Source organism: Campylobacter hyointestinalis subsp. hyointestinalis (assembly GCF_013372145.1).
Taxonomy (GTDB): Bacteria; Campylobacterota; Campylobacteria; order Campylobacterales; family Campylobacteraceae; genus Campylobacter; species Campylobacter hyointestinalis.
Genome location: NZ_CP053827.1, coordinates 546,584 through 573,356, shown reverse-complemented (window position 1 = coordinate 573,356; position 26,773 = coordinate 546,584). Strand labels below are relative to the sequence as shown.

Sequence of the window (26,773 nt, the reverse complement as noted above, 5' to 3'; positions counted from 1 at the left end):
ATTATTGCTCAAATTTATTTAAAGTTAATAATTTAATTAAAAGATGTTACCATTTTTTGATATAATATTTACTAAAAATATTAGGAGCACAAAATGATAAACGTGTTGATGATAGAAGATGATCCGGAATTTGCTCAAATTTTATCTGAATATCTTTTAAAATTTAATATCAAAGTTACAAATTATGAAGATCCATATTTAGGAATAAGCGCTGGTATAAAAAACTATGATCTGCTTATCTTAGATCTTACCTTACCTGGAATGGATGGTCTAGAAGTATGCAAAGAGATCAGAGAAAAATACGACATTCCTATCATTATCAGTTCAGCTAGAAGCGACGTAAATGATAGAGTCGTAGGTCTACAAATAGGGGCTGATGATTATCTACCAAAACCTTATGATCCAAAAGAGATGCATGCTAGAATAATAAGTTTGATCAGAAGATATAAAAAAACAAATGAAATTCAAGAAGTAGCTACTGATAGCGCATTTAAAGTCGATGAAAAAAGACACGAGATTTCATACAACAACGAAGTTTTAACGCTCACTCCAGCAGAATACGAAATACTAGAATACCTCATAAAGCAACATAGTTTTTCTGTATCCCGCGAACAACTAGTGTATCACTGCAAGAGCCTAAAAGACAAAGACTCAAAGAGCCTAGATGTAATAATAGGACGTCTAAGAACAAAGATAGGCGATAGTTCAAAATCACCAAAACATATATTTTCAGTTCGTGGAATCGGCTATAAATTAGTAGGATGAGATATTCTTTAAGTACAAAAATAACCGTTATTTTTGCTATTGGTTTTAGTGTTATATGTATTTTATTTTCGATGTTTGCAAAACTTCAGCATGAAAGTATGCTCGATAAAGTAAAGGAAAATCAGTACAATGCCATAAACTGGTTGCTTGCACTTTATAAAAAATCAAATATGCCAGAAGACTGGGAGGAGTATTTTAAAAATTTCAATCTCTCATACGTTACTGATTTAAATTTAAAAAAAGATATTTTAGCAAACGGTGATCTAATAGAAAGAGCCGACACGCCACTTGGCAGAGTAGAAACGATATTTTACGATAATGATCTGTTTTTAAAGATCAAAAATCAAAGCGTGACAATAATACTGCAAAACACCCTAAAAAGCGGAAACGACTCACTTATCATAGGGTTTTTGCTTACTATTGCACTTTTTATTTCTTTATACATATCAATATTTAGAAGTCTTACTCCATTAAAACAACTCAGAAAAGATATCAGAAAATTTGCAGCCGGAAATATGGATAGTATATGCTGTAAAAATATAGTCAAAGGAGATGATGAAGTCGCGGAAGTCGCGTATGAGTTCAACAATGCGGCTTGCAAAATAAAAGAGCTCATTATGTCTAGGCAGCTCTTTTTAAGAACCATTATGCATGAGCTAAAAACTCCTATCGGAAAAGGTAGGATAGTAAGTGAGATGTGTGAAGATGAAACACAAAAAAATAGACTTATCGCGATATTTGAAAGGCTAAATATACTAATAAATGAATTTGCTAAGATCGAACAACTACTTAGCAAAAGCTACTCTTTACAATACGAAAAATATCACTTTAGCCTGATCTTAGACCAAACAAAAGATATACTTTTATTAGACAATTTTGATAAATATGTAACACTTACTCTTAAATCCGATCCAGTTTTAAGGGTTGATTTTCAGCTATTTTCACTTGCCATAAAAAACCTTATAGATAATGCACTGAAATATTCAGACGATAAACATGCGTTTATAATATGTGATGATGATAGAATTCAGATAAAAAACAAAGGTCCAAAACTAGAGAAATCTATAGAGTATTACAAGCAAGCATTTATAAGAGACACTAGCTCAAAGAATTCTGGAATGGGACTTGGGCTATACATCATAGAACATATTTGCGATATGCATAAATTTAACTTAGAATACAAATATGAAGACGGATATCATATATTTTGTATTAAATTTAAAAAGATAGAAGATGCCAAAACTAAAGCTTGAAAAATTTGACGCCTTAGTATCGTGCTTTGAAAAAATACCAGGAGTCGGTAAAAAGTCAGCTTTAAAATACGCATACAGCGTGTCGCTTGGGGACTCGTTTTTAGGGCTAAATTTAGCCCATACTATAGAAGATTCCGTGCGCTTTTTAAGACATTGCGCAGTATGCGGAGGAATAAGCGAAAATGAAATTTGCAATATCTGCGGCAGTGAAGATAGACAAAAAGAAGTCATTTGCATAGTAGAGACTCCAAAAGATATACTTACGATAGAGCAATCAGACTCGTTTGATGGAGTGTATTTTGTATTTGACGATGTAGATAAAATAGACTCTCTCAAAAAAATGATAACAAAAAATAGCGCAACCGAGATCATCTTTGCATTTACACCCAGCATAAATAGCGATGGAATAATACTATATATAGAAGACAAATTAAAAGATTTGAGCTTAAACTTTACAAAAATAGCTCAAGGAATTCCAACCGGTGTAAGTCTAGAAAACGTAGATATGCTCTCTTTGACAAAAGCCATAAAAGATAGAAGAACTATCTGAGTAAAAAAGCTTCACTCATATATTTTTTTATAATTTTAGGATCAAATTTATTTTTGTAGAATAGATTAAAAGTAAGCACTGCTTGATATAAAAGCATATCTTTTCCGTCTTTGCATAGCAGTCCTTTTTTAGTTGCTAAATTTAAAAAAGGCGTATTTTTATTATAAATAACATCAAATGCAAATTTAGAATTATCAAAAATTTGGCTTAGCATTTTCTCATCTATCCCAAAATCATTATTTAATAGTCCGGCCGGTGTTGTATTTACTACCAAATCATAAGCTTTTAAACGATAATTTTCTTTTGTGTAAAAATTATACTCTTTAAACATGGAAGACTTATCGCTTCTATTTAATATATCGATATCTATACCACTTTTTTTCATAGCATAACTAATGGCTTTTGATGTTCCTCCAGCACCTATAACAAGAGCTGACTTGATAGCTTTAAATTCGCTTATGGCCATCATAAACCCAGGAGCATCGGTATTAAACCCATAAATCTTACTATTTCTTTTAACCAGCGTATTTACCGAGCCAACACTATTTGCAAAATCATCTGCTTCATCGCAAAGACGAAAAGCAGTTTCTTTATGTGGTATTGTTATATTTGCTCCGCTGAGTTTAAATTTATTAAAAACTTCTATTAATTTTGAGCCATCTTTTAAATGAATTCTTCCATAAAATCCATTAAGACCCAAACCTTGCAAAGCAAGGTTATGAAGTCTTGGAGAAATAGAATGGTTTATAGGATCACCAAATACTGCAAAATATCTCAATTTATTTAACTCTGTATATAAATGCGTTACTTGAAATATTTTGTTTGATCTTATCCATATTTGATGAAATATCATTATCGTTAAAAGGACCTATCAGAACTTTTATGGTATTTTTACCATTTACAGTCGTTTCATAGATGTGATAATTTAGCCCATTACTTTCAATCTTTTTTATAAGAGGATTATTCGGACTAAATTTAGAGATAGAAGCGACTTGAATGTATTTACCTGCTGGGACAGATTTGCTAACGCTTTTTTTCTCTTTAGAGACATTTTTAGTAGCTTCTTGTTTTGGTGTAGCTTTCTTAGTTTCTGTTTTTTTAGCTTGTTCTGCTTTAGGCTTTGAAATACTATCTGTTTTTGGAGTCTCTTTTACTTGCGGTTCTGGAAGCTTTGTTTCTATCGGAGCCGTTTCATTGTTATTTCCAAGCTGATTATTTTTATAATCATTTACTATAGACTCAAAGTTCTCTTTAGAAGTATCAGAAGCTATAGGAACTTGCTCAAATATCTCATTGTTAGTTGTAGTTTGCGACTCAACTTTTAGCTGCGGTTCAGAAGGCAATACTAAATTTGGATCATTTGTAACCTCACTCGTATTGTTTGAAGATCCATTTAGCAGCTTCATTATTATAAGTATAACTACAAATAAGATAACTAAAGCAGCTATACCTATAAGTATCTTTCTTATCTTTCCAGATTTCTCATCATCGTTTTTGTCTAGTAAGATGTCTTGTAGACCGTTGTTTTCTTCCATCTTATCTCCCTTACATATGTTTAGACCAACTAGCCCCACGCTCTTTTTGATATAGCTCATAAGGCAACGCTAATATATTGAACTCTATAGGCATATCAAGAGTAGGAAACATTCTCCACTCTTTAGGCAGTTTTTGTGCTAGCATTATAGATAACTTATTTGCTATCTGGTAACCCTCACTCAAAGTAGTATGACCTTTATGCACATAAAGATGCAAATGCCCAGGAGTTTTACTCTGATAGGCAGTAAAATTTATAAAGCCCTCTTCTCTAAGTAATAGCTGCGCTTTATGCCAAAACCTTTCAGGAGTTCTGCCGTTATAATCAAAAACTATATTTTCGACTTTATTGTCTTTGCTGATCAAAGAATGGGCAGCTATGATCTTACCCTCTTCATGATCTTTTTGCACACCGTAACTAAGAGGTTCATTTATCCTTTCAAATTTATCAAAAAAATAACGACCCTTATACTCTATCTTTTGTAAAATTGTATCACGTTTTATAAAATAATGATCTGTTATCATTTTAATTAAAGTAAGATCTATACTTTGCATTAAAACATTGCCTTATCATAAATGATAAATTGATGAGCTAAATCTTTTAATTCGGCTTTTATTTTTTCTTGTTTTGAAGTGTTATTTATATCATCTAAAACATCTGCTATACGGTTTGCGATAAGCTCAAACTCGCCCTCTTTCATACCTCTTGCAGTAAGCGCTGGACTACCTACTCTTATACCACTTGTTACAAATGGGCTTCTAGTTTCTCCTGGAACCGTATTTTTATTTACTGTTATTCCAGCATTACCAAGAGCGATATCAGCGTCTTTTCCACTAAATTCTTTATTTAAAAAGCTTACTAGAACAAGGTGATTGTCTGTTCCGCCACTTACTAGATCATATCCTCTTTTTATAAGTATTTCACCTAGTTTTTTAGCGTTTGCTTTTACTTGTTTAGCATAAACTTTCCATTCATCACTTAAGTTGTGTTTAAATCCGACTGCTTTACCTGCGATCACATGCATAAGCGGTCCACCTTGAATTCCTGGGAATATAGAACTATTTATTTTTTTAGCAAATTCTTCATCATTTGTCATGATGATACCGCCTCTTGGGCCTCTTAGTGTTTTGTGGGTAGTAGAGCTGACAACATGGCAATGAGGGAAAGGACTATTGTGCTCACCTGCTACTACAAGACCTGCTATATGGGCAACATCAGCAAAAAGATATGCTCCAACGCTATCAGCTATCTCTCTAAATCTTTTAAAGTCAATCTCTCTAGCATAAGCGCTAGCACCACAAACTATCATTTTCGGTTTTGTGATATTTGCTATTTCTTCTACTTTATCGTAATTTATACGTCCATCAAGCTCTACACCGTAAAAAAAGCTCTCATAAGTTTTACCTGAGCTTGAGACTTTTGATCCGTGAGTAAGGTGTCCGCCATGACTTAGATCCATACCTAAGATTTTATCGCCCGGTTTTAAAAATGCTCCATAAACACCTTGATTTGCTTGACTACCGCTATTTGGCTGAACATTTGCAAACTCGCAACCAAAAAGTTTTTTACATCTATCTATAGCTATTTGTTCTATCTCATCTACAAACTCACAACCGCCATAATATCTTTTACCAGGGTAGCCCTCAGCATATTTATTTGTAAGGATCGAGCCCATAACTTCCATAACTTCTGGATATGTGAAGTTTTCGCTAGCTATCATCTCAAGATGGTCGCATTGTCTAGTAAGCTCTTTATTTACTAAAGAGTAAATATCTTTGTCAAAAGTTTCTAAATTCATATTATTCTCCTTGATTTTCTGTTTTTAATGGTTTCATAGCCGGAAAAAGTATAACATCTCTGATTGATTTTTTGTTCAATAACAGCATAACCAATCTATCTACCCCAAGTCCCCAACCTACAGTCGGAGGCATAGCATATCCAAGTGCTTGACAATAGTCTTCATCCATCTCGTGAGCTTCGTCATCGCCTGCATTTTTTGCTTCGATCTGCGCTTTAAATCTTCCATATTGATCTATCGGATCATTTAGCTCATTAAACGCATTTGCAAGCTCACGTCCAGCAATAAACAGCTCAAATCTCTCAGCTACACTACTATCTTTATCACTTCTTCTTGAAAGCGGACTTATAGAGATAGGAAAATCCACTATAAAAGTTGGATTTATCAGCTTGTCTTCTACATAGTTATCAAACAACTCGGCTTGTAAATGTCCAAGATCTAGCTTGTCGTTTGCTTCAAATTTATCTTCTCTTAGTTTGGCTAGAATTTTTTCTTTATTTGTTACGATATCTCTGCTTACACCGCCTATTTCTACTATAGCATCTATATAATTTACTCTAGCAAACGGCTTAGAAAAATCTATCATCTTACCATCAAATTCTATTATTTTAGGTAAATTTAGTTTATCTAATAAAGTAGCAAAAAGCTCTTCTGTTAGATCCATAACTTCAAAATAATTATGCCACGCCCAGTAAAACTCAATGCTTGTAAATTCCGGATTATGAGTAAGATCCATACCTTCGTTTCTAAAGCAACGATTCATCTCAAACACCGCTTCCATACCGCCTACAACAAGCCTTTTTAGATAAAGCTCTGGTGCGATCTTAAGATATCTATCAACATCAAGAGCATTATGATGAGTGATAAATGGCTTAGCATTTGCGCCGCCTGCAATTGGATGCATCATAGGTGTTTCGACCTCTAAAAATCCTCTATCTTCAAAAAATCTTCTTATGGTGCTAACAATGAGCGAACGCTTACAAAAGTCGCTTCTAACGTCTTTATTCATTATCATATCAAGATATCTTTGGCGATATCTCATCTCGATATCAGTAAGTCCATGAAATTTCTCTGGAAGTGGGCTAATGGCTTTACTAGCTAATACTATCTTACTAGCGTGGATACTAAACTCGCCTGTTTTTGTCACAAAAGCATAACCTGTGACTAAAACGACGTCTCCAACTTCAAGATTTTTTTTAAATTTAGTATAATCTTCTTCGCCAATACTTCCTAAAGAGTAATAAATTTGGATATTATCATCTTCGTCTTCCATATTTGCAAATGTTGATTTTCCAGCTACTCTTTTGAGTTTCAAACGCCCTGAAATAGTTACTTCTTCGTCTGCTTTTTTTTCTTCCGTATCCAAATCTTTTATGTATGCGAATTTATTTTTAAACTCGCCGATACTCATATCTTTTTTCAAAAAATGTGGGTATGGATTGATGCCTTGTTTTCTTAATTCATCAGCCTTAGCTAACCTTGTTATTTCTAATTCATTCTCAAAAATCACTTAATATACCTTTATTTCCTTTTTTGTTTTTTATCTTCGCAAGCCGAACAGACGCCATAAAGCTGCATCATATGCCCAGTAAGTCTGAAACCGTTTTCTTTTGCTATTATCATCTGTCTTTTTTCTATAGTAGGGTCTTCAAATTCTATTATACGACCACAACTCCTACATATCATATGGTCATGATGAGGCTTTGTGGCTAGTTCGAATTTTTTACCTTGAGCCCCAAAACTTATAGAAGTCACCATTCCTGATTCTTCTAATAAATTTAGGGTTCTATATACAGTGGCTATTCCTAAATTTAACTCCGGATGCCCATCTTTAATATATAAATAAAGCTGCTCAGGAGTAAAATGATCGCTATTATTATATAAAGTTTTTAGTAAAACTTCTCTTTGTTTAGTGTATTTTAGAGCATTGTCTCTTAGAACTTTCTTGAAACGTTCTAAAAGCGTATCGTATTCTATATTTTCTACGCCGATCACTATTTCTCCTTTATGCTTTCGTTAGTATCAGATACGTTATTGTCAGTACCAGTCATATCTAATATCTCTTGTTTGGTTTGATTTATATCGACATTCATTATAAATTTACCGCTAGATAAAAGTAGCGGATAAACTTTACTGCCATCGAAATACGGCTCTATTTTTTGGCTAAGAATATTTATATTTGAAATAATCGCCGCAAATATAGCAAATACCAAAAATATTTTTGCACTACCTATAAAAAATCCAAGTATCCTATCTAAAAATCCCAAACCGCTAAACGTAAGCATTTTTGAGACTAAATTTCCAGCTACCAAGCATACCACCCAAAAGATAACGAGCGTTGCTAAAAAGCCAAAAAAGAAAGAAGAAGATTCGTTTAATTTATAAATATGATCGCTGATCAAACCGCCTACTAAAGTAGCATTTCTACTTGCTACTACAACACCACCTATAAGACCTATAAGACCAAAAATTTCTTTGACAAAACCGTTTATCAACCCTTTTATGCCAAGGATCACAACTAAAGCTATGACGATGATGTCAAACCAAGTCACTAAATTCATCATTATAAATGCCCTATCTTTCCTATTAATTCTTGTTTATTTGTCGAGTATCTAAGAGCATTATCTTTTGTTATAAGCCCTGATTTAAATGCTCTTTCCATATCTTGAGTTTGCGTTTGCATACCGGTATTTTGCTGATTTAGCTGCAACTGAGAATAAATTTGATGTATTTTATTCTCTCTTATTAAATTTGATATAGCAGGATTATTGATGAGTATCTCATGTATGGCGATCCTACCGCCGCTAGTTAATGGAACTAGCACTTGAGATATGACAGCATGCAAAGATATACTAAGCATATTTCTTATCTGAGCTTGCTCGCTCTCATCAAAACTATCTACTATCCTATTTACAGTCTGTATGGCTGAGTTTGTATGCAAAGTGCCAAATACCAAATGCCCTGTTTCTGCTGCAGATATCGCGATAGATATAGCTTCTATATCGCGCAGATCTCCTACTAATATAATATCTGGATCTTCCCTAAGAGCGTACTTTAAAGCACTAGCAAATGTCTTTGTATCGGTTCCTATATTTCTATGAGAAAAGAGAGATTTTTTATTTTTATGAACAAATTCTATAGGATCTTCTATAGTAATGATATGCTTTCTCTCAGTTAAGTTTATCTCATTTAGCATAGCTGCTAAAGTAGTTGATTTGCCACTACCAGTAGGTCCTGTGACCAAAACAAGCCCTTTTTCTCGTCTCACTATATCCTTAAATATCTCAGGAGCTTTTAGATCATCTAAGCTTGGGATTTCTAAAGGAATCATACGAAAAGCCGCGGCTAAACTACCGTTCATAGTATAATAGCAATTTCCCCTAAAACGACCTATGCCAGGTAACTCTATAGAAAAGTCTAATTCTTTATTTTCCTCTAGATCGCTTTTTTGTGCGTCTGTAAGCACCGTATAACATAAATTTTCTACATCATCTCCATCTAAAATTCCGCACTGTAAAGGTCTCAAAACTCCACTTACACGGATCTGAGGTTCGCTTCTAGCGACTAGATGTAGATCACTACCTTTGTTATAAACCAAAGTTTTTAGAAGCTTTTCTATATTTATACTCATTAAATTACTCTATGATTTTTGGAACTTCAAAATATCTATCTTCTTTTTTTGGAGCAAATTTAAGTATAGTATCGATAACGCCAGATTCATTTGGGATATCTTCCCTAAAAGGAGTTCCACCGCTAATAGTACTTATCGTAGCTTCTATGTCGTCCAAATTTAACTCATTTAGCACTTCGACAAAATCCACGATTTTTCCTAATTGCTCTTTAAATTCATTGCGATTTTGTTCAGGTATCGTAAAAGCACTCAGTTTTTCAAGCTTTTCAAGCATTTTATCATCAATTTGCATAATCTCTCCAACTAACGTTTTTGAACAATTATAACACATTTTAGCTTGAATTTGTTGGGGAATCACAAATAAATTATCAAAATTATCTATATTTTGAAAAATGCAAATTCAAATAATACTAGACTATAAAATTACGAAATTCATAAAGGATTATGCAAGATAAAATATGATAGAATTGCCAAAAATTTATATTTTAAGGAAACGACTTTGCCTATAAAAGATGATATCGGTTACATTAAGAATGAACTAAGCTCAGAGGAACATTTTTTAGAAAACGCTATAAGAAGCGAGAGGTTTTTAAGGAAAAACAAAAAAATCATTGTCGTTATCGTGGCGATTTTGGTTATTTTATTGATCGGTTATGCTATAAATAGCTACGTAAAAGAGTCAAATTTAAGCAGTGCAAATGAAGCTTATAATAAACTTTTAATATCACCAAATGATGTTGCTGCTATGAATACTTTAAAAAATAAAGCGCCATCTTTATTTGCACTTTACGCGATAAAAAACGCAGCAGATACAAATAGCACAAATCTTTTAGATGAGGCTTTAAGCTTAGACATAGATCCACTTTTAAAAAATATCATAGAGAACAGTAAAAATCAGAGTACTGATGGAATTTTATCAAGTTATGACGCACTCTTAAAAGGTTTTGATCTGCTAAAACAAAATAAGATAAATCAAGCCAAAATAGAGTTTGCAAAGATCCCAAATAACTCTCCACTAACTCCTATATATAAGAACCTAGAACATTATCAAGGAAAATAAAACAATGAAAAAATCACTGATCTTTACAGCTTGTGCTTTGCTAATATTAACCGGTTGTACTACAAAAAGACAATATTTCGAGCCGACTGAAGTTTCAAAAGAGATGAGCTATACAAATGATCTTCCTTCTAGCATAAAATATACAGCAAGAAACGGTGCTACGCTTGAAGACGGTGAAATAATCACAAAAAACGGTCTATCTAAAAATATAAAATTGGCTAAAAATGACAGCTTTATCGGCGAATTCGAAGGTAAATTTATCATCTCAAATTTAGACGGAACGCTTAAAGTCATAGATAATACTCAAACCATATATGAAAGAAAATTCAATAACGCAATCATTTCAGCGTCCATAGAAGGACAGATGCTTGCGGCGCTTAGCTCAAATAACACTATATATCTTATAGATATAAACAATGATAGTGTAAGCTTACAATACACCATCGGCGACACATACGCTCAAGACTCCAGAGCGGCCGCGCCAGTATTTTTAAATTCTATCATCATATATCCTACATTAGATGGAAAAATCATGATAGTAGACAAAGCAAAAGGAGCGATAATAAGAGACGCCGTAGTAAGTAGCGAACCGTTTTTTAACAATATCATTTTCTTAGACATTATCCAAGATAAAATGTTTGCGGCAACTGCTACTAAGGTTATGATGATCAGCCCAAATAATACAAAATATTATGACGGACAGATAAAAGACGTTTTGCTATATCAAAATAAAATATTTATTTTACTAAAAGACGGAAATATCGAAGTTACTGACTTGGAGCTAAATTCTTTAGCGAAAAAAGAGTTTAAGTTTGCTATTTTTTCAAATATCATACCAAGTGGCGACAATTTATATGTATTTGAAAAAACCGGCTATCTTATCAAAACAGATCTAGATCTAAAAAATAGCGAAGTTATAGAGCTAAACTCAGAGATAAAAGATAAGAGTTTTGCTGGAAAACGTGCATTTTATTATGATGATAAGATTTTAGAAATCAGATAATATGGATAATCAAATTTGCGAAATTTTTAATGCAAATAAAATCCTACTTAAAAATTTAAAGACTTTAAATTTTAGCGATTTTAGCAAAAGGCGCAGTTATCAGCTGTTTTTTGGCATAGATAAAAACAACTTTTATACGCTTGTTTTTTTTAGAAATGCTAAAAGTAAGTTGCTAAAAAAAGAATTTGAAGAACTTTTTGATATCTGTAAACTTATAGAGACTAAATTTGATACAAATATAAAAAAGCATATTTTGTTTTATAACTCTCAAATTTGTTCTAAGATCATAACTCAAACAAAAGACTGGAAATTTCATGCTTTTATGTGATATAGGAAATACCACTGCCACCTTCTATAAAGATAGAAAGATATGGAATTTAGAGATAGATAAATTTAGGGTCTGGCAGCCTGATGAAAAAGTGCATTTTATAAACGTCAATGACAAGATCACAGATAAATTAAACGATCCTATGTTTATAGATATGAGCGAATTTATTAAATTTAATACGACTTACATAGGGCTTGGTATAGACCGAGCGGCGGCTTGTTATAGTATAAATACTGGTCTTGTAGTAGACGCTGGAAGTGCTATAACTATGGATGTGATGTCAAATGGCGTACATCTTGGAGGATTGATACTTCCAGGAATTTCAACTACGTTAAAAGCCTTAAAAACTATATCTAATAGACTTGATAAACCATTAAACTCAGCCATAGATCTAGACTGCTTGCCTCAAAAAACGACTGACGCTATAAGCTATGGAACTATAAAACCGATCATACTACTCATTGAAGAGCTTTCAAATGACAAACCTATATATTTTACTGGTGGAGACGGCGAGTTTTTATCAAGATTTTTTAAAAATGCCATATACGATAGAGCTTTAGTCTTTCGCGGTATACAAAAAGCCATAGATGAAAATAAGGAGATTTTTTGCTTACAGTAGCTTTACCAAAAGGCAGGATTGCCGATGAAACTTTGGAGATCTTTAGCAAGATCTTTGATGATAACTTTGAATTTGAAGATAGAAAACTCACGATGAAAAAAGGAAATTTTGAGTTTTTAATGGTTAGAAATCAAGATATTCCAACGTACGTTACTAACGGCGCAGCAGATATCGGAGTAGTAGGACTTGACGTTTTAGAAGAACATCAAGTAGACGTACTTCGTCTTTTAGATCTAAAACTAGGAGTTTGTAAGGTTTGCATAGGTATAAAAAATAACGATACGCTAGACTACAGCAAACCAGAGATAAAAATAGCAACAAAAATGCCAAATATCACTAGAAACTATTTTGCAAAAAAAGCAACAGCAGTGAAGATTATAAAACTATATGGCTCCATAGAATTAGCTCCGATAGTTGGACTAAGTGACGCTATAGTCGATATCGTAGAGACTGGAACCACTATGAAACAAAACGGTCTAAAAGTCGCAGAAGCCATAATGGATAGCTCGGCTCATCTCATATCAAATAAAAATAGTTTTATCGTAAAAAGAGAAGAGATATTGTCTTTGTATCATAAGATAAACGCAGTCATCAACTAGGCTTAAATTTGAAAACACTACTTAAAAGCGATTTTCTTATCATATCTTTGATGCTATTTTCTATGTTTTTTGGTGCAGGAAATTTTATCTTTCCGCCTATGGTAGGAAAAGAAGCTGGGGATAATCTATACCAAGCCATACTATTTTTTTGTATGACCGCAGTAGCGCTTCCAGTACTCGGCATAGCAGCAGTAGCAAGAAGTAAAAGCTTAGATAATCTAGTAAATAGAGTAGATAAGGTATTTGCCTTAACCTTTACGGTGCTAGTTTATATAACCATAGGTCCGCTTTTAGCCATACCACGAGCGGCGAGTATGCCTTATGAGGTTAGTTTAGCGCCTATAGTAGGAGATAATTTATTATTTATTTATAGCGTTATATACTTTATAGCAAACTACCTAGTATGTATAAACAAAACGACAATGATAGACGCCATAGGAAAATGGATGGCGCCTATCATGCTTATACTTATATTTGTACTTTTTGTAGCATCTCTCATAAATCCTATGGGCGAGTTTGGTATATCATCTCAAAGATACGCCTCAAATCCTATGTCTAGTGGATTTTTAGACGGATATCAGACTATGGATGCTATGGCGTCGCTAGTTTTTGGGATAGTAGTCATAAATGCGATGAAAAACATCGGTATAAAAAATGAAAAACATTTAGTAAGTGCTACGATAAAATCAGGCATACTAGCTGGTATAATACTAATGAGTATATATATGGCGCTTTCATATCTTGGAGCTAGTAGCGCTACTCTTTTTCCAGATACAAAAAACGGTGCGTCTATTTTGTCTTCTGTAACGACATATCTCTTTGGATATTATGGTAAATTTATATTGGGGGCTATATTTTTACTGGCTTGTTTTACTACGACAGTCGGACTAGTAAGCTCTGCTAGTGATTATTTTAGCTCACTGCTTCCTAAGCTCAAATACAAATTTTGGGTATTTTTATGGTGTTTTCTAAGTCTATTTATGACAAATCTAGGACTTGATGGCATACTAACCTATAGCATTCCTATATTAAGCTCGTTTTATCCAGTATCCATTATGCTTATCATTTTGGCTCTTATGAACAACTATATCGAATCATCAAAACTCATTTATAGAGTATGCGTGTATGTCACACTTATGGTAAGCATAGTATATTCACTAGAAAATACAGGAGCAAATATAGAATCTTTATCAAATTTATTTAGATTTATTCCATTTTATGATATTGGACTTGGCTGGATAATACCGGCTCTTGCGTGTTTTTGTGTAACATATATAATTTTTATATTACAAAAAAAGGGAAATTATTGAGTTATTTTGCTATCACGGCTAGCTTACTGTTTATATTTATAAATTTTTATTCTTACAGATCGCTAAGCAAAAATTATGTTCTTATGAAATTTAAAAAATCATTAGCCGTAATTTTTATTTTATTATTTATATTTGAGTTATTATTTTTCATAAGCCTAAAAAATGGCGAACTACACGGAATAATCTATAAAATATCTATATTTTCTATCGGTATCAGTTTTATGCTATTTTGCGTACTTATTCTTTATGATGGACTGCTTTTTGGAACTTCTAAATTCAATAAAAGTAGAAGAAAGGCGCTAAAGTTTTTACTAGATATAACTGTACTCATAGGATTTTTTTCATATCTATTTAAAGGCGTTTATAATGCCAGCTACAATACCGTGATTACATTTAGAAAAGTAACGCTTGAAAACTTAAAACAATCACTAAATATAGCAATCCTAAGCGATATACACATAGGAGAGTTTTTACGAAAAGATTTTTTACAAGGGCTTGTGGATCAAGTAAATAGTTTAAACGTAGATGCTGTATTTTTAGTAGGCGATATAGTCGATCTTAGCGCCGATAAACTTGGAGATATACTAGATCCACTAAACGACTTAAGATCCAAATTCGGTACGTTTTTAGTAGTAGGAAATCACGAGTATTATCACGGGATAAAAGAACTTTTGGTTAAATTTAAAAGCCTAAATTTAAAGGTTTTAGAAAATGAAAGCGTAAGTTTCGGTGGAATAAATTTAGCCGGAGTCTATGATATAGCCGGTTTAAAAATGAATACACATAAACCGGATTTTTCTAAAGCATTAGCGAATTTAGACAGAGCATTACCCACTGTGCTGCTAACTCATCAACCAAAATCCTTATCGTATTTAAATGGCGAAGTGGATCTTGCAGTATGTGGGCATACTCACGCAGGACAGATCTTTCCATTTTCACTTCTTGTTTGGCTAGATCAAAAATACGTATATGGGCTATATAAACTCAGTAAAAAAATGCAACTTCTAGTAAGTAGTGGGGTTGGTTTCTGGGGTCCTCCTATGAGGATACTAAGTAAAAGCGAAATAGTATATCTAAGCTTAAATAAGGAAGGCTAAAATATGGATTATAATAAATTTTCAAACTACTTTGGTCTCATAGCGCATCATAAATTTCCAAAACCAGTGCAAAATTTGATAAATAAATGGTATGTTAAAAAATTTAAAATAGATATGAGCGAATTTGACAGCGTGGATAAATTTGATAGCTTAAACGCCCTATTTACCAGAACGTTAAAAAAACAAAGAGAGCTAGAAGATGGATTTATCTCTCCTAGTGATGGCGTTTGCTTAGAATGTAAAACCGGCAACTTAAATACCGCTTATAGCATAAAAAACTTCTCGTACAAGATAGACGAACTTTTAGAACAAAGCTTTTGTAAAGAAGAGTTGCAAGGTGAGTTTGATTATCTAAATATATATTTATCACCTAAAGATTATCATCATTATCACGCACCACAAAACTTGCAAATATTAAATTTACTATATATTCCTGGTAAGCTTTTTAGTGTAGCTCCAAAATGGCTACAAAAAGTAGATAATCTTTACTCTAAAAATGAAAGAGTCGTGATAAAAGCTAAGCTTGATAATGGGTGTTTTATATGGATAGTTTTTGTAGGAGCTCTAAACGTCGGTAAAATGAAATTTGACTTTGAACCTCGTATCAATACAAATGCAAATGGTAAGCGAGCATTTTATACATACGATAATCTAAATTTAAAAAAGGGAGAGCATATAGGAAATTTCGAACTTGGCTCAACCATAGTAATAATAAGTAAAAAAGGCGTGATCTCCTACGATATAAAAGCAGGAGATAAGCTAAAATTTGGATGCTCTATAGGCAAGGCCTAACTAAACAGTAGGATTTCCGTGATACTCTATATCATCTATGCTTGATTCGTCTATCTTTCTGAGTATATCACCTATATTGTTATTGTTTGATTTTTCTATATCTTCATCTAGGTTTTGATAGCTATATATCATAGATACCGTGGCTATGCCAGGAAGTCTTTCTATGCTTTTATATGATTTTATCTCATCATCAAAGCTTTGCGATTCGATGAGGGCCACTATCTTATTTTCATTTTGTGCAACAACTTCACAACCGTCTATATCTGAGACTAGGTTCGCGATCTCGCTCATCAAATTTAAATCCGCAACATTTATCACAACGCTTGAAATATTCATCTTATACTCCAAAAATAGATTGTATTGTCGTAGCTAACACTTATCAAGGTATCATTCCAAAATAAAAGATAGCTTACTTGCTCTTTATCATAATTGATATGTTTAAACGGCTCAGCGTTATTTGTGCTAAATATATCTATGCCGTCCTCAGTATAATACGCTCCGAAATTCTCACTCAAACCGACTCTAAAAACATGTTTGTTGTTTGTTTTAAAGATATGTGGTTTTTCTCCATCAAAATAATAAGCTAAATTTTCAGCCGAACCAGCTAAAAATTTATCTCCCACAGCACCTACGCTATATAATATATCTTTTTGTATAGGTAGCTCTTTAACTACTTTTTTAGTTTTAACATCAAAATAATATACGACTCCACCCTCGCTAACAGCAACTAAATAAGAACTGCTAGCTAGATAAACACTTTCACTTATCCAAGAAGAATAGCTAAGTTTTGCTTCTAAAGTAATCTTTTTAGAGTTTAGATCTAGATAGTATACTTCACTACCCAAACTAACAAGTAAGATCAAATTTTCATTTAGAAAAAATATTCCTTTTATACCCTCTTCTACATCAAATGAAGTGAGCTTTCCATCAAAAACGCCTACTTTTTTAAGTTTATTATCGGTTTCATATATAAAAGCTATTTTATCTTTAAAAACATCTATACCGCTGATCCTAGAACCGATATTTTCTTGTGTAGTTGTTGAAATTTTTGGTAGTTCTAGTATCTTTGTTAGGCTTTTATTTTTAAGGTCATAATCATATAGTTCTCCACTATCAAGTCCTATAAAAAGCGTGTTTTGATCTAGTTTTACACCTACGACATTTGCATCTAAGTCCAGCTTAGAATCTGCAAATAAAACCATAAAAAAACTAAATAAAACTACAAAAAATTTCATATCTATCCTTTCATTCTATACAAATAGCATTTTTAAAACAAGCAGAAACGCACTCTGCGCAATTCACACATTTTTCATTGATCATAGGGCGAAAAACTCCGAGATAATCAATAGCTTTAAACTTACAAATATCAAAACAGTTATAACAAATAACATCATTCCACGCAAGACACGCATTTACATTTATAGTAGTTTTTGCATCTATAATTGCCTGATTTAAGGGGCTTAAAACACCATTCGGACAAATCTTAGCACACTCTTCACAAAAGTCACAGCCAAATTTTTTTGCGTCAAATTTAACGACTCCATCTTCTAATGAGAGCAGATCTCTATGACAAACTTGGGCGCAAAGTCCACTACACTCTAAACAATCAAAAACGCCACCAAAATACGGTGGCGTTATTATCTTAGGTTTTTGTTTCCCTAAAATCTTACCAAATACCCTTCTTTTTGAAAGATCAGGCATTTGATTATATTCCTTGATTTAAGATATCAAGTAAATTTGAACTCTCATTGCTATCTTTATATCTAAAGTCAGCTTTAAAGTTATTTTGTTTAAGAGGCTTAACGTCTGCTTGAGGTACGTGACATTGAGTACAGTTAAATCTCTCATCGCTAACTTGTCCTTTTAGATCTTTTCCTGTTCTTAGGTCTACAAGGTGACTTTTAGGAGCTGGAATAGTTCCGGCATCTTTTGCCACTTCTGGAGTATGACAAGTAAGGCAGCTATTTAAATCCTTAGTTATAGGCACTAATCCATCTAGGCTATGCGGGATAAGAGGAGGCGCATTTTCAAAGCTTCTATCAAATCTTTTATTTACGCCAGGTGCATCACCCACCCATTTTATCTCAGGATTTGTAACGTTAGTCTCATCGTTCAAATCAACTGTTCTAAGACCTATTTCAGTATCTGCAACAGGTTTTTTATTAGCTAAGCTGCAAGCACTTATACATAATGCCGCAGCTAAACAAAGCATAATAGTTTTCATTTATTATCTCCAAATTTTAATATACTAAAGTTGATAGCATCATCATTACAAGCCTCTATACATTTACCGCAGCTTATACATTCGCTGCTAATGATACCATCTTTAATACCAACTAGATCCAAAACTCTCTCTTCAGGGCAAACCGCTTTACATCTATAGCATTTGCTACATTTATTTAAGTCATATTTAACACGAATCAGACTAAATTTACTGACAATCGCATAAAACGCTCCAAGCGGACAAATATGAGAACAAATAAGTCTTTTACCTACAAAAGTCTCAATCATAACAATAACAACAGCTACGCTAATAGCGCTATAGCTTAAGTAAAACAGATTTCTATTAAACGCATTTACAAAGCTTATACTCTCAAACGTAGCTATACCAAAGATCAAACTAAATATAAGACTTAAAGCTAGTAAATAATATCTCAAATTTTGACTTACATTTAAGATATTTTTACCTATTTTTAATTTTGTTCTTAAAAAAGCCCCAAAATCAGTAAGGATATTTACAGGACAGACCCAGCCACAAAATGCACGAGGAGCAATGAGCGCATAAAATACAAAAACGATCACAGCTCCAGTAATTGCTACTGAAGATACACTAAAACTAGCTAAAGCTATTTGCAATATAGCAAAAGGATCGCTTAAATTTATAGTATCAAACAGTAAAGAACTACTTAAATTTCCCTGTAAAATCTTAATTCCAAAGACATTGCCGGCAATAAAAAGCAAGATAATGCTAAGTTGAACTAATCTTCTTAAAATAGTAAATTTCATAGTTCATCTCCATTTAGATATTTTAGACTTTTCTTGCTATCTAGCTTGATTTTAGTATCATTATCTTTGATCCTATCCTCATCACCTTGTTCCCAGCCTTTTACGTAGTTATCGTTCATTTCGCCTTTTAGAATTTCTCTAGGGACAACTGTGATAGAAGACTTCTTGGTTATACAAGACTGCTCGCATTTACCACATCCAGTACACACATCAGTATCTACTATAGGAAGTAGCAGTGCGTGTTTGCCAGTTCTTTCATTGTGCTTATACTCAAGTTTAAGAGCTTTATCTATAAGCGGACAATTCCTATAACAAGCATCACATCTAAGACCAAAATAAGCTATACAAGCTTTATCATCTACAACTGCCATACCCATTCTAGCTTTGTTGATATCAAGTTTTCCATCATCATCACTAACAGCTTTAACATCCAACGCTCCAGTCGGACACTTGATCGCACATGGGATATGAGTACACATATAGCAAGGAATTTCACGAGGTTTGAAAAACGGAGTTCCGATTCCAATTCCACCGTCTCTAAACTGTGCTAATTTCAGCGTATCAAACGGACACGCATCAACACAGAGCCCACAGCGAATGCAAAGAGCTAAAAAGTCATTTTCGTCTCTTGCTGCTGGCGGACGGAGTTTAAGCGTAGGTTCTGCGTTAGCGAATTCGCCATAAGCGAATCCACCTGCGGCTAAAAGACCTACTAAGCTAAAACCTTGTTTTATTGCTTCTCTTCTTTGCATATTAAGCCTTATAAACCTTAACTGCACATTTTTTGAAGTCAGTTTGGTTAGAAATAGGATCTGTTGCATCCAAACAGACCTTGTTTATAAATACATTCTCATCAAACCATGGAACATATATTAAGCCCTCAGCAGGTTTATTTCTACCACGGAAATCTACCCTAGCTTTTACTTTGCCACGACGACTCTCAACCCATACGATATCGTTTTGAGCTATGCCTAATTTATTTCCGTCTATTTCGTTCATAAAGCAAAGTGCTTCAGGGACAGCGCGGTAAAGCTCAGGAACACGCATAGTCATAGTACCACTATGCCAGTGTTCTAGAACACGACCTGTACATAGCCATAGAGGGTACTCTTTACTTGGCATCTCTGGTGGATCCATGTAAGGACGGAAGAATATCTTAGCTCTGCTCTTAAGCGCTTCTTTTTCTTTTGAAGTAGCTTTTAATAGATCTCCTGTTAATAAAGCACCGTTTTTATTTCCATAGAATGAGAATTCTCCATTTGGATTATCTTTTTTAGCATATACGTCATATTTTGTATTGAATCTCCAAAGAGTCTCTTTACCATCAACTACTGGCCATCTAAGACCTCTAACTTTATGATAAGTATCAAAATCTGCTAGATCGTGTCCATGTCCTAGACCAAACTCACGGTATTCTTCCCATAAATATTTTTGTATAAAGAAACCATATCCTTTAAATACTTTACCGTCTGATCCTACGACATTTCTACTATCGCCAAATACTTCTGTATTGTCATAACCAGCCATAATTTTATCATCAGCAGAGAATTTCTTAGCTTTTTTATTTGCAAATAAAACATCATAAAGAGTATCTTCAGGTGAGTAGCCCATAGCAGTTACTTTATCTAGTACGTTTGGTAAAGTAAGCTTATCATCTACTTTTACTTCTCCCCAGAAATCTTTAAGTTTAAAACGTTTTGAAAATTCCATATATTGCCAAGTATCACTCATCGCATCGCCTACTGGTAAAACTTGTTGTCTCCAGTGTTGGGTTCTTCTTTCTGCGTTACCATAAGCTCCCCATTTTTCATATATCATTGCAGTTGGTAAAATAAGGTCTGCAACTTTAGCTGAGATTCCAGGATATGGTTCGCTTACTACTATAAAGTTGTCCATCTCGCGTGCCGCTTTTATCCAGTGGTTTGCATTTGCAGAGTTTTGCCATGGGTTATTTACATGCACCCATATAAATTTGATTTTTCCATCTTCAAGATCTCTCATTATTTTCATATATGGAGCACCCGGTTTTGGATTTATAGTTCCAGCTGGAATTTGCCAAATTTTTTCAGTGATTTCTCTATGTTTTGGATTTGCTACAACCATATCAGCAGGAAGTCTGTGAGAGAATGTTCCTACTTCTCTAGCAGTACCACAAGCACTTGGTTGTCCTGTTAGTGAAAATGCTCCACTACCTGGTTTTGCTTGTTTGCCGAGCAAGAAGTGAACCATATAGCTTTGTTCATTTACCCAAACGCCTCTTGTGTGTTGGTTCATACCCATTGTCCAGAAACTCACTACCTTACGATTTTTTTCTATATATAGATCAGCTAATGCTTTTAGTTTTTTCTTAAATTCCTCTAAATCTTCGTTTGGATCGCCTTTTGCAAGTTTGGCTACGAAATCTAAAGTATAAGGAGCTAGAGCTTTTTTAAACTCTTCATATTGTATTATCCAGTGATTTCCAGCTTTTCCACCAGCATTTTTATTTTCTAGTGTATCACCTGTTTTCATTCCAAGATATGCAAGAGTTACACCTTCATTTCCACTTACTATTTTTGACTTTTGTTTTGCAGCAGTATCAAGCTCGCTTGGAAGATATTTTGGATGGTTGATATTGCCACGCATACCATAACCGATATCCACTGGTCCTGTTGTAAATACGCAGTTTGCTTTTACAAACTCTTTATTGATGGCATCAGGATGATTATAAACAATCTCTCTAGCTATATAGTTCCATATAGCAAGATCAGTATGTGGTGTAAATATTATCTCAATATCAGCGATATTTGAAGTTCTTGTTGAGTAAGTAGATAAATTTACTACTTTTACGCGCTCTGGATCTTGAAGTTTTCTATCACTAACCCTAGACCAAAGGATAGGGTGCATTTCTGCCATATTTGCTCCCCAAGCTACTATGGTATCTGTAAGTTCGATATCATCATAGCAACCAGCAGGCTCATCTATACCAAATGTTTGCATAAAACCGACAACGGCACTAGCCATACAGTGGCGTGCATTTGGATCTATGTTGTGACTTCTAAAACCGCCCTTAATCAACTTAGAGATAGCGTAACCTTCTTGAATAGTATATTGACCACTGCCAAATACGCCTATACCTGTAGGTCCAAGCTCTGTATAAGTTTTACGGAATTGTTTTTCCATCTCATCAAACGCTCTTTGCCAACTAACTTCTTGAAATTTACCTTTTTTGTCAAATTCGCCTTTAGCATTTACTCTTAATAGAGGTTTTGTTATACGATCTTCACCGTACATAATTTTTGCATTAAAGTAACCCTTTATGCAGTTAAGTCCTCTATTTACAGGAGCTAGTGGATCGCCTTTTACGGCAACAATTTTACCGTTTTTTGTAGCAACCATGATACCACAGCCTGTGCCACAGAATCTACAAGGAGCTTTATCCCAGCGCCAACTATTTTCACCCTCAGCAGCACTTAGCGAACTAGGAGCAGCTATACCAGCAGCTGAGCAAGCAGCAGCCGCGGCTGAACTTTTAATAAATTCTCGTCTATCCATATTCTTCACCTTTCTTGCATTACGTTGCAAAATGTAACAGTCGAATTTTAGCAAATTTTTATGATTTATTCTTGATAAATTAAAATTCGAACTATCTATATAATAAACTAATTTAGGTATTAACCTATACAATATAGTCATAAAATAAGATATATTTTTATCATAGAAACAACTTAATGTTCATATTTATACCAACACGATTAAAAATCTTTATATTAACTATATATTTAGTTTTTAATAATATTTACTATCAAAATTTAATAGTAAAATTAAAAATTTATATAGATAATATACCAAACAAAATATATCATTTTTATACTATAATTTATAAATTTAGCTTTTAAAATAGTAATAATTTAAGGAATATCATATTTATCAGACTTGCGTGTATTAGCCAAATTTAGCCTATTTATATGATAAACAAACTATCCATACTATTTTAATAACAATATTCTATCAAAATTATTTGTAAATATCTAATGCTATATTTTATATTCTATATTATTTAAATAAAAACTAAATATAAACTCATATAAAATCTATAATGTTAAAGGTTATTTTTACAATTTATATTTTTTTTAAATTTATCTTGATATCGCACTAAAATAACCTTTGAAATTTTAAATAAAGCGTAAGACTTGTATATTTTGTTACTATTTGTAACAAATAATTAAAAAATAGCATAAGTATGGATAAATTTAAAAAGGAGATATCTCCTTTTTAAATCACACATTAAATCTAAAATGCATCACGTCACCATCATTCACGACATAATCTTTACCCTCTAGCCTCATTTTTCCGGCTTCTTTTGCTTTAGCTTCGCCTCCACTTGCTACAAAATCTTCATAGCTTATCACTTCGGCTCTGATAAATCCACGCTCAAAATCATTATGTATAACGCTTGCGGCCTTTGGCGCCTTCCAGCCTTTATGTATAGTCCAAGCACGAACTTCGACAACTCCGGCGGTAAAATAGCTGATTAAATTTAGCTTAGCAAAAGCTGTTTTAATGATACTCTCAAGCCCACTTTGCTTAGCTCCTAGACTCTCTAACATTTCAGCTGCTTCATTATCGTCTAATCCTACAAGTTCTTCTTCTATCTTTGCACAAAGTTTTATAACTTCGTGGTTTGAACGTGTTGCGTAGTCTCTTACTTGCTTTACATACTCATTATCTTCTGCAATAAAATCTTCGCTAACATTTGCTCCGTAAATTACTTCTTTAGCAGAAAGCAAACGCAATTCTTTATTTAAATTTTGAAAAACTTCGCTATTAAATTCGCTAAAACTACTAGCGCTATTTCCGTCATTTAGGTGCTCTAAAAGTGAAGTAGCACACTCCAAACTCTCTTTTGCACCTTTTGTATTTGCTCTTACTTCTTTTGTGAGTTTATCTATCTTTTTGCCAAGCTGCTCTATATCTGCTAAGATGAGCTCAGTTTCGATTATACCGATATCCCTGATCGGATCTACACTATTTTCAACGTGAGTAACGTTTGAGTCATCAAAGCATCTTACTATATGCAAAATGACTTCTGTTTCCCTGATGTTTGAGAGAAACTTATTGCCAAGTCCTTCACCTTTACTAGCGCCTTTTACAAGTCCTGCGATATCTACAAATTCGATAGTTGAATGTTGAATTTTATTTGGATTTACTATTTTTGCAAGCTCATTCAAACGCGCATCAGGAACAGGAACTATAGCTTTATTTGGCTCTATAGTACAAAACGGATAGTTTGCGGCCTCTGCGTTACTAGCTTTTGTTAGAGCATTAAAAGTCGTTGATTTTCCAACGTTTGGAAGTCCTACTATGCCTACTGCTAAACCCATTATTTACTTTCCTTTTCATGATTTCTTGCAAGCTTAAGCAAGTAGTATAAACTAGCTCTTACTCCAGCTCCAGAAGCTCCTGCGCCATTATATCCCCACGCCTTTGCTACGTAAGCAGGACCTGCAATATCAAGATGTAGCCATTTATCTTTAAAATCTTCTTTTATAAATTTATCTAAAAATAATCCAGCAGTGATAGCGCCGCCATAACGACTTGAAGAAGTGTTGCTGATATCAGCGATATCTGATTTTATAAGCTCTCTTAAATGATCATTAAATTCCAAAATAGTTAAATTCTCACCGCTTTTACCTGCGTAATTCTTAAATTCGCTTTGAAGCTCATAGTTGTTTCCCATAATCCCTGTCGTGTATTCGCCAAGACCTACTACGCAAGCTCCTGTGAGAGTAGCCATATCTATAAGAAGATCAGGATCAAGCTCGCTTTGTGCCCAGTCTAAGCAATCTGCCAAAACAAGCCTTCCTTCAGCGTCAGTATTTCTTACTTCTACACTTACTCCACTTCTAGTTATCAGTACATCATCAGGTTTGTAAGCATTACCGCCTATCATATTTTCAGCAGCGCCTAAAACAGCGTGAATCTCAAATGGTAACTCTAAAACGCTAGCCGCTTTTATGATAGCCATAGCAGCGGCCGCTCCGCTCTTATCGCTTTTCATAGTTAGCATATAATCGCTTGGTTTTAAGCTCAAACCACCGCTATCATAAGTAAGTCCCTTTCCTACAAATACAACTTTTTTTATGCTCTTTTTAGGAGTATATTTTAAATGTATAAGGCGAGGAGGATTGATACTAGCTCTATTTACAGCTAAAAAAGCGTTCATATTTTCGGATTTTAGATAGTTTTCATCGTGGATTTTACACTCGATATTTGCGTATTCTAAAGATAGTTTTTTAGCATCTTCGGCCATCTTATCAGGAGTGTAGATTTCTGGTATTTCATTGACTATATCTTTTGCAAAATTTGTAGCTTCGCATACGGCTTTTGCGTGGATTAGACCTAAATTTGCTTGCTCTAAAGGTACTGTTTTATCGCCGTACTCTTCGTTGCAGATAAATATCTCTTTTAGTTTAGTATCTTTTTTCTCACTCTTATACTTATCAAATTTATAGCTAACAAGCAAAAAGCCCTCAACGATCGCTGCAAAACTCATCTTAAAGCAACCACCGACATAACTATGCATTTTTAAATTCGATATGTTTAGCTCTTTTATAGCATTATATGCTTTTGCTACACCTTGTCTCAAACTCTCTGGCTCGAGATTTTTTATACCCACATAAATTCGTCTTAAATTTGGTAAATTTAATACACTATCGCCTTTGAAATTGTACAATTCAAAACACTCTAGATCTTTTATAAATTTATGTTCTAAATTATTACCAACTATAAATATAAGCTCATAATCAGCTTTTATATCGTCAAATGATTTTTCAATTATTTGAAATTTCATGATGTCTTTTTTTCCTTTCATTTAATATATGAATTTCTAATCTTTTAAAGCCATATAGCAAGCTTATCAAGAACAAAGCCACTATAGGCACGGCAAGGTACCAGTGTTTTTCAGCCCAGTGCAACGCATTCCAGATAGTTTGTCCAAAATACCAAGCAAGTATAATGGTGATCCCTGCCCACATCCATGCACTGATCAAATTTATAAATGCAAATTTCTTTGCGCTATATCTTGTTATGCCTATACTCATAGGTATGATCGTACGAAATCCATACATATAACGTTGTATAAAGATGATAGGCCAACCGTATTTTTTGAGCAATAGATGAGCAACTGCGAATTTCCGTCTTTGGGTGACGAGCTTTTTTTGTATATATTTTTTGTTATACCTGCCTATATAAAAGTAAATTTGATCTCCGACAAATCCGCCTATTCCAGCTACAAAAATTATCATAGCTAAATTTACGTGACCTTCGTGAGCTAATATACCAGCAAGTATAAGAGCGATCTCGCCCTCAGCGATACACCAAAGAAAAATGACGACATATGACCACTCTTTGTAATCAAATATAATATTTTTTAAGGTTTCTTCCATA

Annotated in this window: 30 protein-coding genes; 11 read left to right on the top strand and 19 right to left on the bottom strand. The window is 33.6% G+C overall.

Going from position 1 to position 26,773, the window contains the following annotated elements:
• Positions 1-93 precede the first annotated feature (93 nt).
• Genes CHHT_RS03075 through recR form a run of 3 tightly spaced genes read left to right on the top strand, consistent with a single transcriptional unit; the run spans position 94 to position 2,568 of the window.
• The gene (locus tag CHHT_RS03075) at positions 94-765 is read left to right on the top strand and encodes a response regulator transcription factor (RefSeq protein ID WP_034962668.1); all 672 of its coding nucleotides are present in this window, start codon (positions 94-96) and stop codon (positions 763-765) included.
• Positions 762-2,018, top strand: coding sequence for an ArsS family sensor histidine kinase (locus tag CHHT_RS03070; protein ID WP_034962667.1), 1,257 nt, complete (start codon positions 762-764; stop codon positions 2,016-2,018). Before CHHT_RS03075 ends, CHHT_RS03070 begins: the two co-directional genes overlap by 4 nt.
• Positions 1,999-2,568, top strand: a complete 570-nt coding sequence (gene recR, locus CHHT_RS03065; protein ID WP_034962666.1) for a recombination mediator RecR — start codon at positions 1,999-2,001, stop codon at positions 2,566-2,568. The genes CHHT_RS03070 and recR overlap by 20 nt, the downstream gene beginning before the upstream one ends.
• Here the strand turns inward: recR and CHHT_RS03060 are convergent.
• Genes CHHT_RS03060 through gatC form a run of 9 tightly spaced genes read right to left on the bottom strand, consistent with a single transcriptional unit; the run spans position 2,561 to position 9,823 of the window.
• On the bottom strand, positions 2,561-3,346 hold the full coding sequence (locus tag CHHT_RS03060) for a shikimate dehydrogenase (RefSeq protein ID WP_034962844.1): 786 nt from the start codon (positions 3,344-3,346) through the stop codon (positions 2,561-2,563). The two genes, recR and CHHT_RS03060, sit on opposite strands and share 8 nt — an antisense overlap.
• A gap of 1 nt (position 3,347) precedes the next feature.
• On the bottom strand, positions 3,348-4,103 hold the full coding sequence (locus CHHT_RS03055; protein ID WP_034962665.1) for an SPOR domain-containing protein: 756 nt from the start codon (positions 4,101-4,103) through the stop codon (positions 3,348-3,350).
• A gap of 10 nt (positions 4,104-4,113) precedes the next feature.
• A complete protein-coding gene (locus CHHT_RS03050) occupies positions 4,114-4,656 on the bottom strand; it encodes a DUF1882 domain-containing protein (protein ID WP_034962664.1) in 543 nt (180 codons plus the stop codon).
• On the bottom strand, positions 4,656-5,900 hold the full coding sequence (locus tag CHHT_RS03045) for a serine hydroxymethyltransferase (protein WP_034962663.1): 1,245 nt from the start codon (positions 5,898-5,900) through the stop codon (positions 4,656-4,658). Before CHHT_RS03045 ends, CHHT_RS03050 begins: the two co-directional genes overlap by 1 nt.
• Before the next feature lies 1 nt (position 5,901).
• Positions 5,902-7,407, bottom strand: coding sequence for a lysine--tRNA ligase (lysS, locus tag CHHT_RS03040; RefSeq protein ID WP_234945122.1), 1,506 nt, complete (start codon positions 7,405-7,407; stop codon positions 5,902-5,904).
• A 14-nt stretch (positions 7,408-7,421) separates the two neighbouring features.
• Positions 7,422-7,892, bottom strand: coding sequence for a Fur family transcriptional regulator (locus tag CHHT_RS03035; RefSeq protein WP_034962843.1), 471 nt, complete (start codon positions 7,890-7,892; stop codon positions 7,422-7,424).
• A 2-nt stretch (positions 7,893-7,894) separates the two neighbouring features.
• Positions 7,895-8,464 carry a CvpA family protein gene (locus tag CHHT_RS03030; RefSeq protein WP_230937449.1) on the bottom strand — a complete coding sequence of 190 codons (570 nt, stop codon included), beginning with the start codon at positions 8,462-8,464 and terminating at the stop codon, positions 7,895-7,897.
• The gene (locus CHHT_RS03025; protein WP_034962660.1) at positions 8,464-9,531 is read right to left on the bottom strand and encodes a type IV pilus twitching motility protein PilT; all 1,068 of its coding nucleotides are present in this window, start codon (positions 9,529-9,531) and stop codon (positions 8,464-8,466) included. The genes CHHT_RS03030 and CHHT_RS03025 overlap by 1 nt, the downstream gene beginning before the upstream one ends.
• Positions 9,532-9,535: 4 nt before the next feature.
• Positions 9,536-9,823 (bottom strand): Asp-tRNA(Asn)/Glu-tRNA(Gln) amidotransferase subunit GatC, encoded by a 288-nt coding sequence (gatC, locus tag CHHT_RS03020; protein WP_034962659.1) that lies wholly within the window; start codon positions 9,821-9,823, stop codon positions 9,536-9,538.
• Between the two features lie 207 nt (positions 9,824-10,030).
• Between gatC and CHHT_RS03015 the strand changes: the two genes are divergently transcribed.
• The 8 genes from CHHT_RS03015 to CHHT_RS02980 are packed head-to-tail and all read left to right on the top strand — an operon-like array spanning position 10,031 to position 16,339.
• Positions 10,031-10,591 carry a hypothetical protein gene (locus tag CHHT_RS03015; protein WP_034962658.1) on the top strand — a complete coding sequence of 187 codons (561 nt, stop codon included), beginning with the start codon at positions 10,031-10,033 and terminating at the stop codon, positions 10,589-10,591.
• A gap of 4 nt (positions 10,592-10,595) precedes the next feature.
• Positions 10,596-11,594 carry an L-seryl-tRNA selenium transferase gene (locus CHHT_RS03010; RefSeq protein ID WP_034962657.1) on the top strand — a complete coding sequence of 333 codons (999 nt, stop codon included), beginning with the start codon at positions 10,596-10,598 and terminating at the stop codon, positions 11,592-11,594.
• 1 nt (position 11,595) lies between these two features.
• Positions 11,596-11,922 carry a hypothetical protein gene (locus CHHT_RS03005; protein WP_034962656.1) on the top strand — a complete coding sequence of 109 codons (327 nt, stop codon included), beginning with the start codon at positions 11,596-11,598 and terminating at the stop codon, positions 11,920-11,922.
• Positions 11,909-12,541: a type III pantothenate kinase gene (locus tag CHHT_RS03000; protein ID WP_034962655.1), complete on the top strand. Its 633-nt coding sequence runs from the start codon at positions 11,909-11,911 to the stop codon at positions 12,539-12,541. The genes CHHT_RS03005 and CHHT_RS03000 overlap by 14 nt, the downstream gene beginning before the upstream one ends.
• Positions 12,529-13,140, top strand: a complete 612-nt coding sequence (gene hisG, locus CHHT_RS02995; protein ID WP_034962654.1) for an ATP phosphoribosyltransferase — start codon at positions 12,529-12,531, stop codon at positions 13,138-13,140. The genes CHHT_RS03000 and hisG overlap by 13 nt, the downstream gene beginning before the upstream one ends.
• Positions 13,141-13,148: 8 nt before the next feature.
• Positions 13,149-14,450: a branched-chain amino acid transport system II carrier protein gene (brnQ, locus tag CHHT_RS02990; RefSeq protein WP_034962653.1), complete on the top strand. Its 1,302-nt coding sequence runs from the start codon at positions 13,149-13,151 to the stop codon at positions 14,448-14,450.
• Positions 14,447-15,547 carry a metallophosphoesterase gene (locus CHHT_RS02985; RefSeq protein WP_034962652.1) on the top strand — a complete coding sequence of 367 codons (1,101 nt, stop codon included), beginning with the start codon at positions 14,447-14,449 and terminating at the stop codon, positions 15,545-15,547. Before brnQ ends, CHHT_RS02985 begins: the two co-directional genes overlap by 4 nt.
• Before the next feature lie 3 nt (positions 15,548-15,550).
• Positions 15,551-16,339 carry a phosphatidylserine decarboxylase gene (locus CHHT_RS02980; protein WP_034962651.1) on the top strand — a complete coding sequence of 263 codons (789 nt, stop codon included), beginning with the start codon at positions 15,551-15,553 and terminating at the stop codon, positions 16,337-16,339.
• On the opposite strand, the gene CHHT_RS02975 is transcribed toward CHHT_RS02980, so the two are convergent.
• From CHHT_RS02975 to CHHT_RS02930, 10 genes are all read right to left on the bottom strand, one after another.
• A complete protein-coding gene (locus CHHT_RS02975) occupies positions 16,340-16,675 on the bottom strand; it encodes a chaperone NapD (RefSeq protein WP_034962650.1) in 336 nt (111 codons plus the stop codon).
• The gene (locus CHHT_RS02970) at positions 16,672-17,574 is read right to left on the bottom strand and encodes a WD40 repeat domain-containing protein (protein WP_034962649.1); all 903 of its coding nucleotides are present in this window, start codon (positions 17,572-17,574) and stop codon (positions 16,672-16,674) included. Before CHHT_RS02970 ends, CHHT_RS02975 begins: the two co-directional genes overlap by 4 nt.
• Before the next feature lie 10 nt (positions 17,575-17,584).
• Complete coding sequence (locus CHHT_RS02965) at positions 17,585-18,040, bottom strand: 4Fe-4S dicluster domain-containing protein (RefSeq protein WP_034962648.1); 456 nt, start codon at positions 18,038-18,040, stop codon at positions 17,585-17,587.
• Positions 18,041-18,044: 4 nt separating this feature from the next.
• Complete coding sequence (locus tag CHHT_RS02960; RefSeq protein ID WP_059425182.1) at positions 18,045-18,563, bottom strand: nitrate reductase cytochrome c-type subunit; 519 nt, start codon at positions 18,561-18,563, stop codon at positions 18,045-18,047.
• Positions 18,560-19,345: a quinol dehydrogenase ferredoxin subunit NapH gene (napH, locus tag CHHT_RS02955; protein WP_034962647.1), complete on the bottom strand. Its 786-nt coding sequence runs from the start codon at positions 19,343-19,345 to the stop codon at positions 18,560-18,562. Before napH ends, CHHT_RS02960 begins: the two co-directional genes overlap by 4 nt.
• On the bottom strand, positions 19,342-20,097 hold the full coding sequence (gene napG / locus CHHT_RS02950; protein WP_034962646.1) for a ferredoxin-type protein NapG: 756 nt from the start codon (positions 20,095-20,097) through the stop codon (positions 19,342-19,344). Before napG ends, napH begins: the two co-directional genes overlap by 4 nt.
• A gap of 1 nt (position 20,098) precedes the next feature.
• The gene (gene napA / locus CHHT_RS02945; RefSeq protein WP_034962645.1) at positions 20,099-22,879 is read right to left on the bottom strand and encodes a nitrate reductase catalytic subunit NapA; all 2,781 of its coding nucleotides are present in this window, start codon (positions 22,877-22,879) and stop codon (positions 20,099-20,101) included.
• A gap of 725 nt (positions 22,880-23,604) precedes the next feature.
• The gene (ychF, locus tag CHHT_RS02940) at positions 23,605-24,708 is read right to left on the bottom strand and encodes a redox-regulated ATPase YchF (protein WP_034962644.1); all 1,104 of its coding nucleotides are present in this window, start codon (positions 24,706-24,708) and stop codon (positions 23,605-23,607) included.
• Positions 24,708-26,177 carry a leucyl aminopeptidase gene (locus tag CHHT_RS02935; RefSeq protein ID WP_034962643.1) on the bottom strand — a complete coding sequence of 490 codons (1,470 nt, stop codon included), beginning with the start codon at positions 26,175-26,177 and terminating at the stop codon, positions 24,708-24,710. The genes ychF and CHHT_RS02935 overlap by 1 nt, the downstream gene beginning before the upstream one ends.
• Positions 26,158-26,772 (bottom strand): DedA family protein, encoded by a 615-nt coding sequence (locus CHHT_RS02930; protein WP_034962642.1) that lies wholly within the window; start codon positions 26,770-26,772, stop codon positions 26,158-26,160. The genes CHHT_RS02935 and CHHT_RS02930 overlap by 20 nt, the downstream gene beginning before the upstream one ends.
• Position 26,773 lies beyond the last annotated feature (1 nt).

What these genes read in the sequence shown, in the direction of transcription:
- CHHT_RS03025 (WP_034962660.1), bottom strand. Translation starts at nt 9,531, where the DNA reads ATGAGTATAAATATAGAAAAGCTTCTAAAAACTTTGGTTTATAACAAA.
- CHHT_RS03010 (WP_034962657.1), top strand. Translation starts at nt 10,596, where the DNA reads ATGAAAAAATCACTGATCTTTACAGCTTGTGCTTTGCTAATATTAACC.
- CHHT_RS03000 (WP_034962655.1), top strand. Translation starts at nt 11,909, where the DNA reads ATGCTTTTATGTGATATAGGAAATACCACTGCCACCTTCTATAAAGAT.
- CHHT_RS02975 (WP_034962650.1), bottom strand. Translation starts at nt 16,675, where the DNA reads ATGAATATTTCAAGCGTTGTGATAAATGTTGCGGATTTAAATTTGATG.
- CHHT_RS02930 (WP_034962642.1), bottom strand. Translation starts at nt 26,772, where the DNA reads ATGGAAGAAACCTTAAAAAATATTATATTTGATTACAAAGAGTGGTCA.
- napH (WP_034962647.1), bottom strand. Translation starts at nt 19,345, where the DNA reads ATGAAATTTACTATTTTAAGAAGATTAGTTCAACTTAGCATTATCTTG.
- CHHT_RS03030 (WP_230937449.1), bottom strand. Translation starts at nt 8,464, where the DNA reads ATGATGAATTTAGTGACTTGGTTTGACATCATCGTCATAGCTTTAGTT.
- CHHT_RS02960 (WP_059425182.1), bottom strand. Translation starts at nt 18,563, where the DNA reads ATGAAAACTATTATGCTTTGTTTAGCTGCGGCATTATGTATAAGTGCT.
- CHHT_RS02965 (WP_034962648.1), bottom strand. Translation starts at nt 18,040, where the DNA reads ATGCCTGATCTTTCAAAAAGAAGGGTATTTGGTAAGATTTTAGGGAAA.
- recR (WP_034962666.1), top strand. Translation starts at nt 1,999, where the DNA reads ATGCCAAAACTAAAGCTTGAAAAATTTGACGCCTTAGTATCGTGCTTT.
- CHHT_RS03075 (WP_034962668.1), top strand. Translation starts at nt 94, where the DNA reads ATGATAAACGTGTTGATGATAGAAGATGATCCGGAATTTGCTCAAATT.
- CHHT_RS03005 (WP_034962656.1), top strand. Translation starts at nt 11,596, where the DNA reads ATGGATAATCAAATTTGCGAAATTTTTAATGCAAATAAAATCCTACTT.
- CHHT_RS03050 (WP_034962664.1), bottom strand. Translation starts at nt 4,656, where the DNA reads ATGCAAAGTATAGATCTTACTTTAATTAAAATGATAACAGATCATTAT.
- ychF (WP_034962644.1), bottom strand. Translation starts at nt 24,708, where the DNA reads ATGGGTTTAGCAGTAGGCATAGTAGGACTTCCAAACGTTGGAAAATCA.
- CHHT_RS02935 (WP_034962643.1), bottom strand. Translation starts at nt 26,177, where the DNA reads ATGAAATTTCAAATAATTGAAAAATCATTTGACGATATAAAAGCTGAT.
- CHHT_RS02970 (WP_034962649.1), bottom strand. Translation starts at nt 17,574, where the DNA reads ATGAAATTTTTTGTAGTTTTATTTAGTTTTTTTATGGTTTTATTTGCA.
- CHHT_RS03070 (WP_034962667.1), top strand. Translation starts at nt 762, where the DNA reads ATGAGATATTCTTTAAGTACAAAAATAACCGTTATTTTTGCTATTGGT.
- CHHT_RS03045 (WP_034962663.1), bottom strand. Translation starts at nt 5,900, where the DNA reads ATGAATTTAGAAACTTTTGACAAAGATATTTACTCTTTAGTAAATAAA.
- CHHT_RS02980 (WP_034962651.1), top strand. Translation starts at nt 15,551, where the DNA reads ATGGATTATAATAAATTTTCAAACTACTTTGGTCTCATAGCGCATCAT.
- gatC (WP_034962659.1), bottom strand. Translation starts at nt 9,823, where the DNA reads ATGCAAATTGATGATAAAATGCTTGAAAAGCTTGAAAAACTGAGTGCT.
- CHHT_RS03055 (WP_034962665.1), bottom strand. Translation starts at nt 4,103, where the DNA reads ATGGAAGAAAACAACGGTCTACAAGACATCTTACTAGACAAAAACGAT.
- napG (WP_034962646.1), bottom strand. Translation starts at nt 20,097, where the DNA reads ATGCAAAGAAGAGAAGCAATAAAACAAGGTTTTAGCTTAGTAGGTCTT.
- napA (WP_034962645.1), bottom strand. Translation starts at nt 22,879, where the DNA reads ATGGATAGACGAGAATTTATTAAAAGTTCAGCCGCGGCTGCTGCTTGC.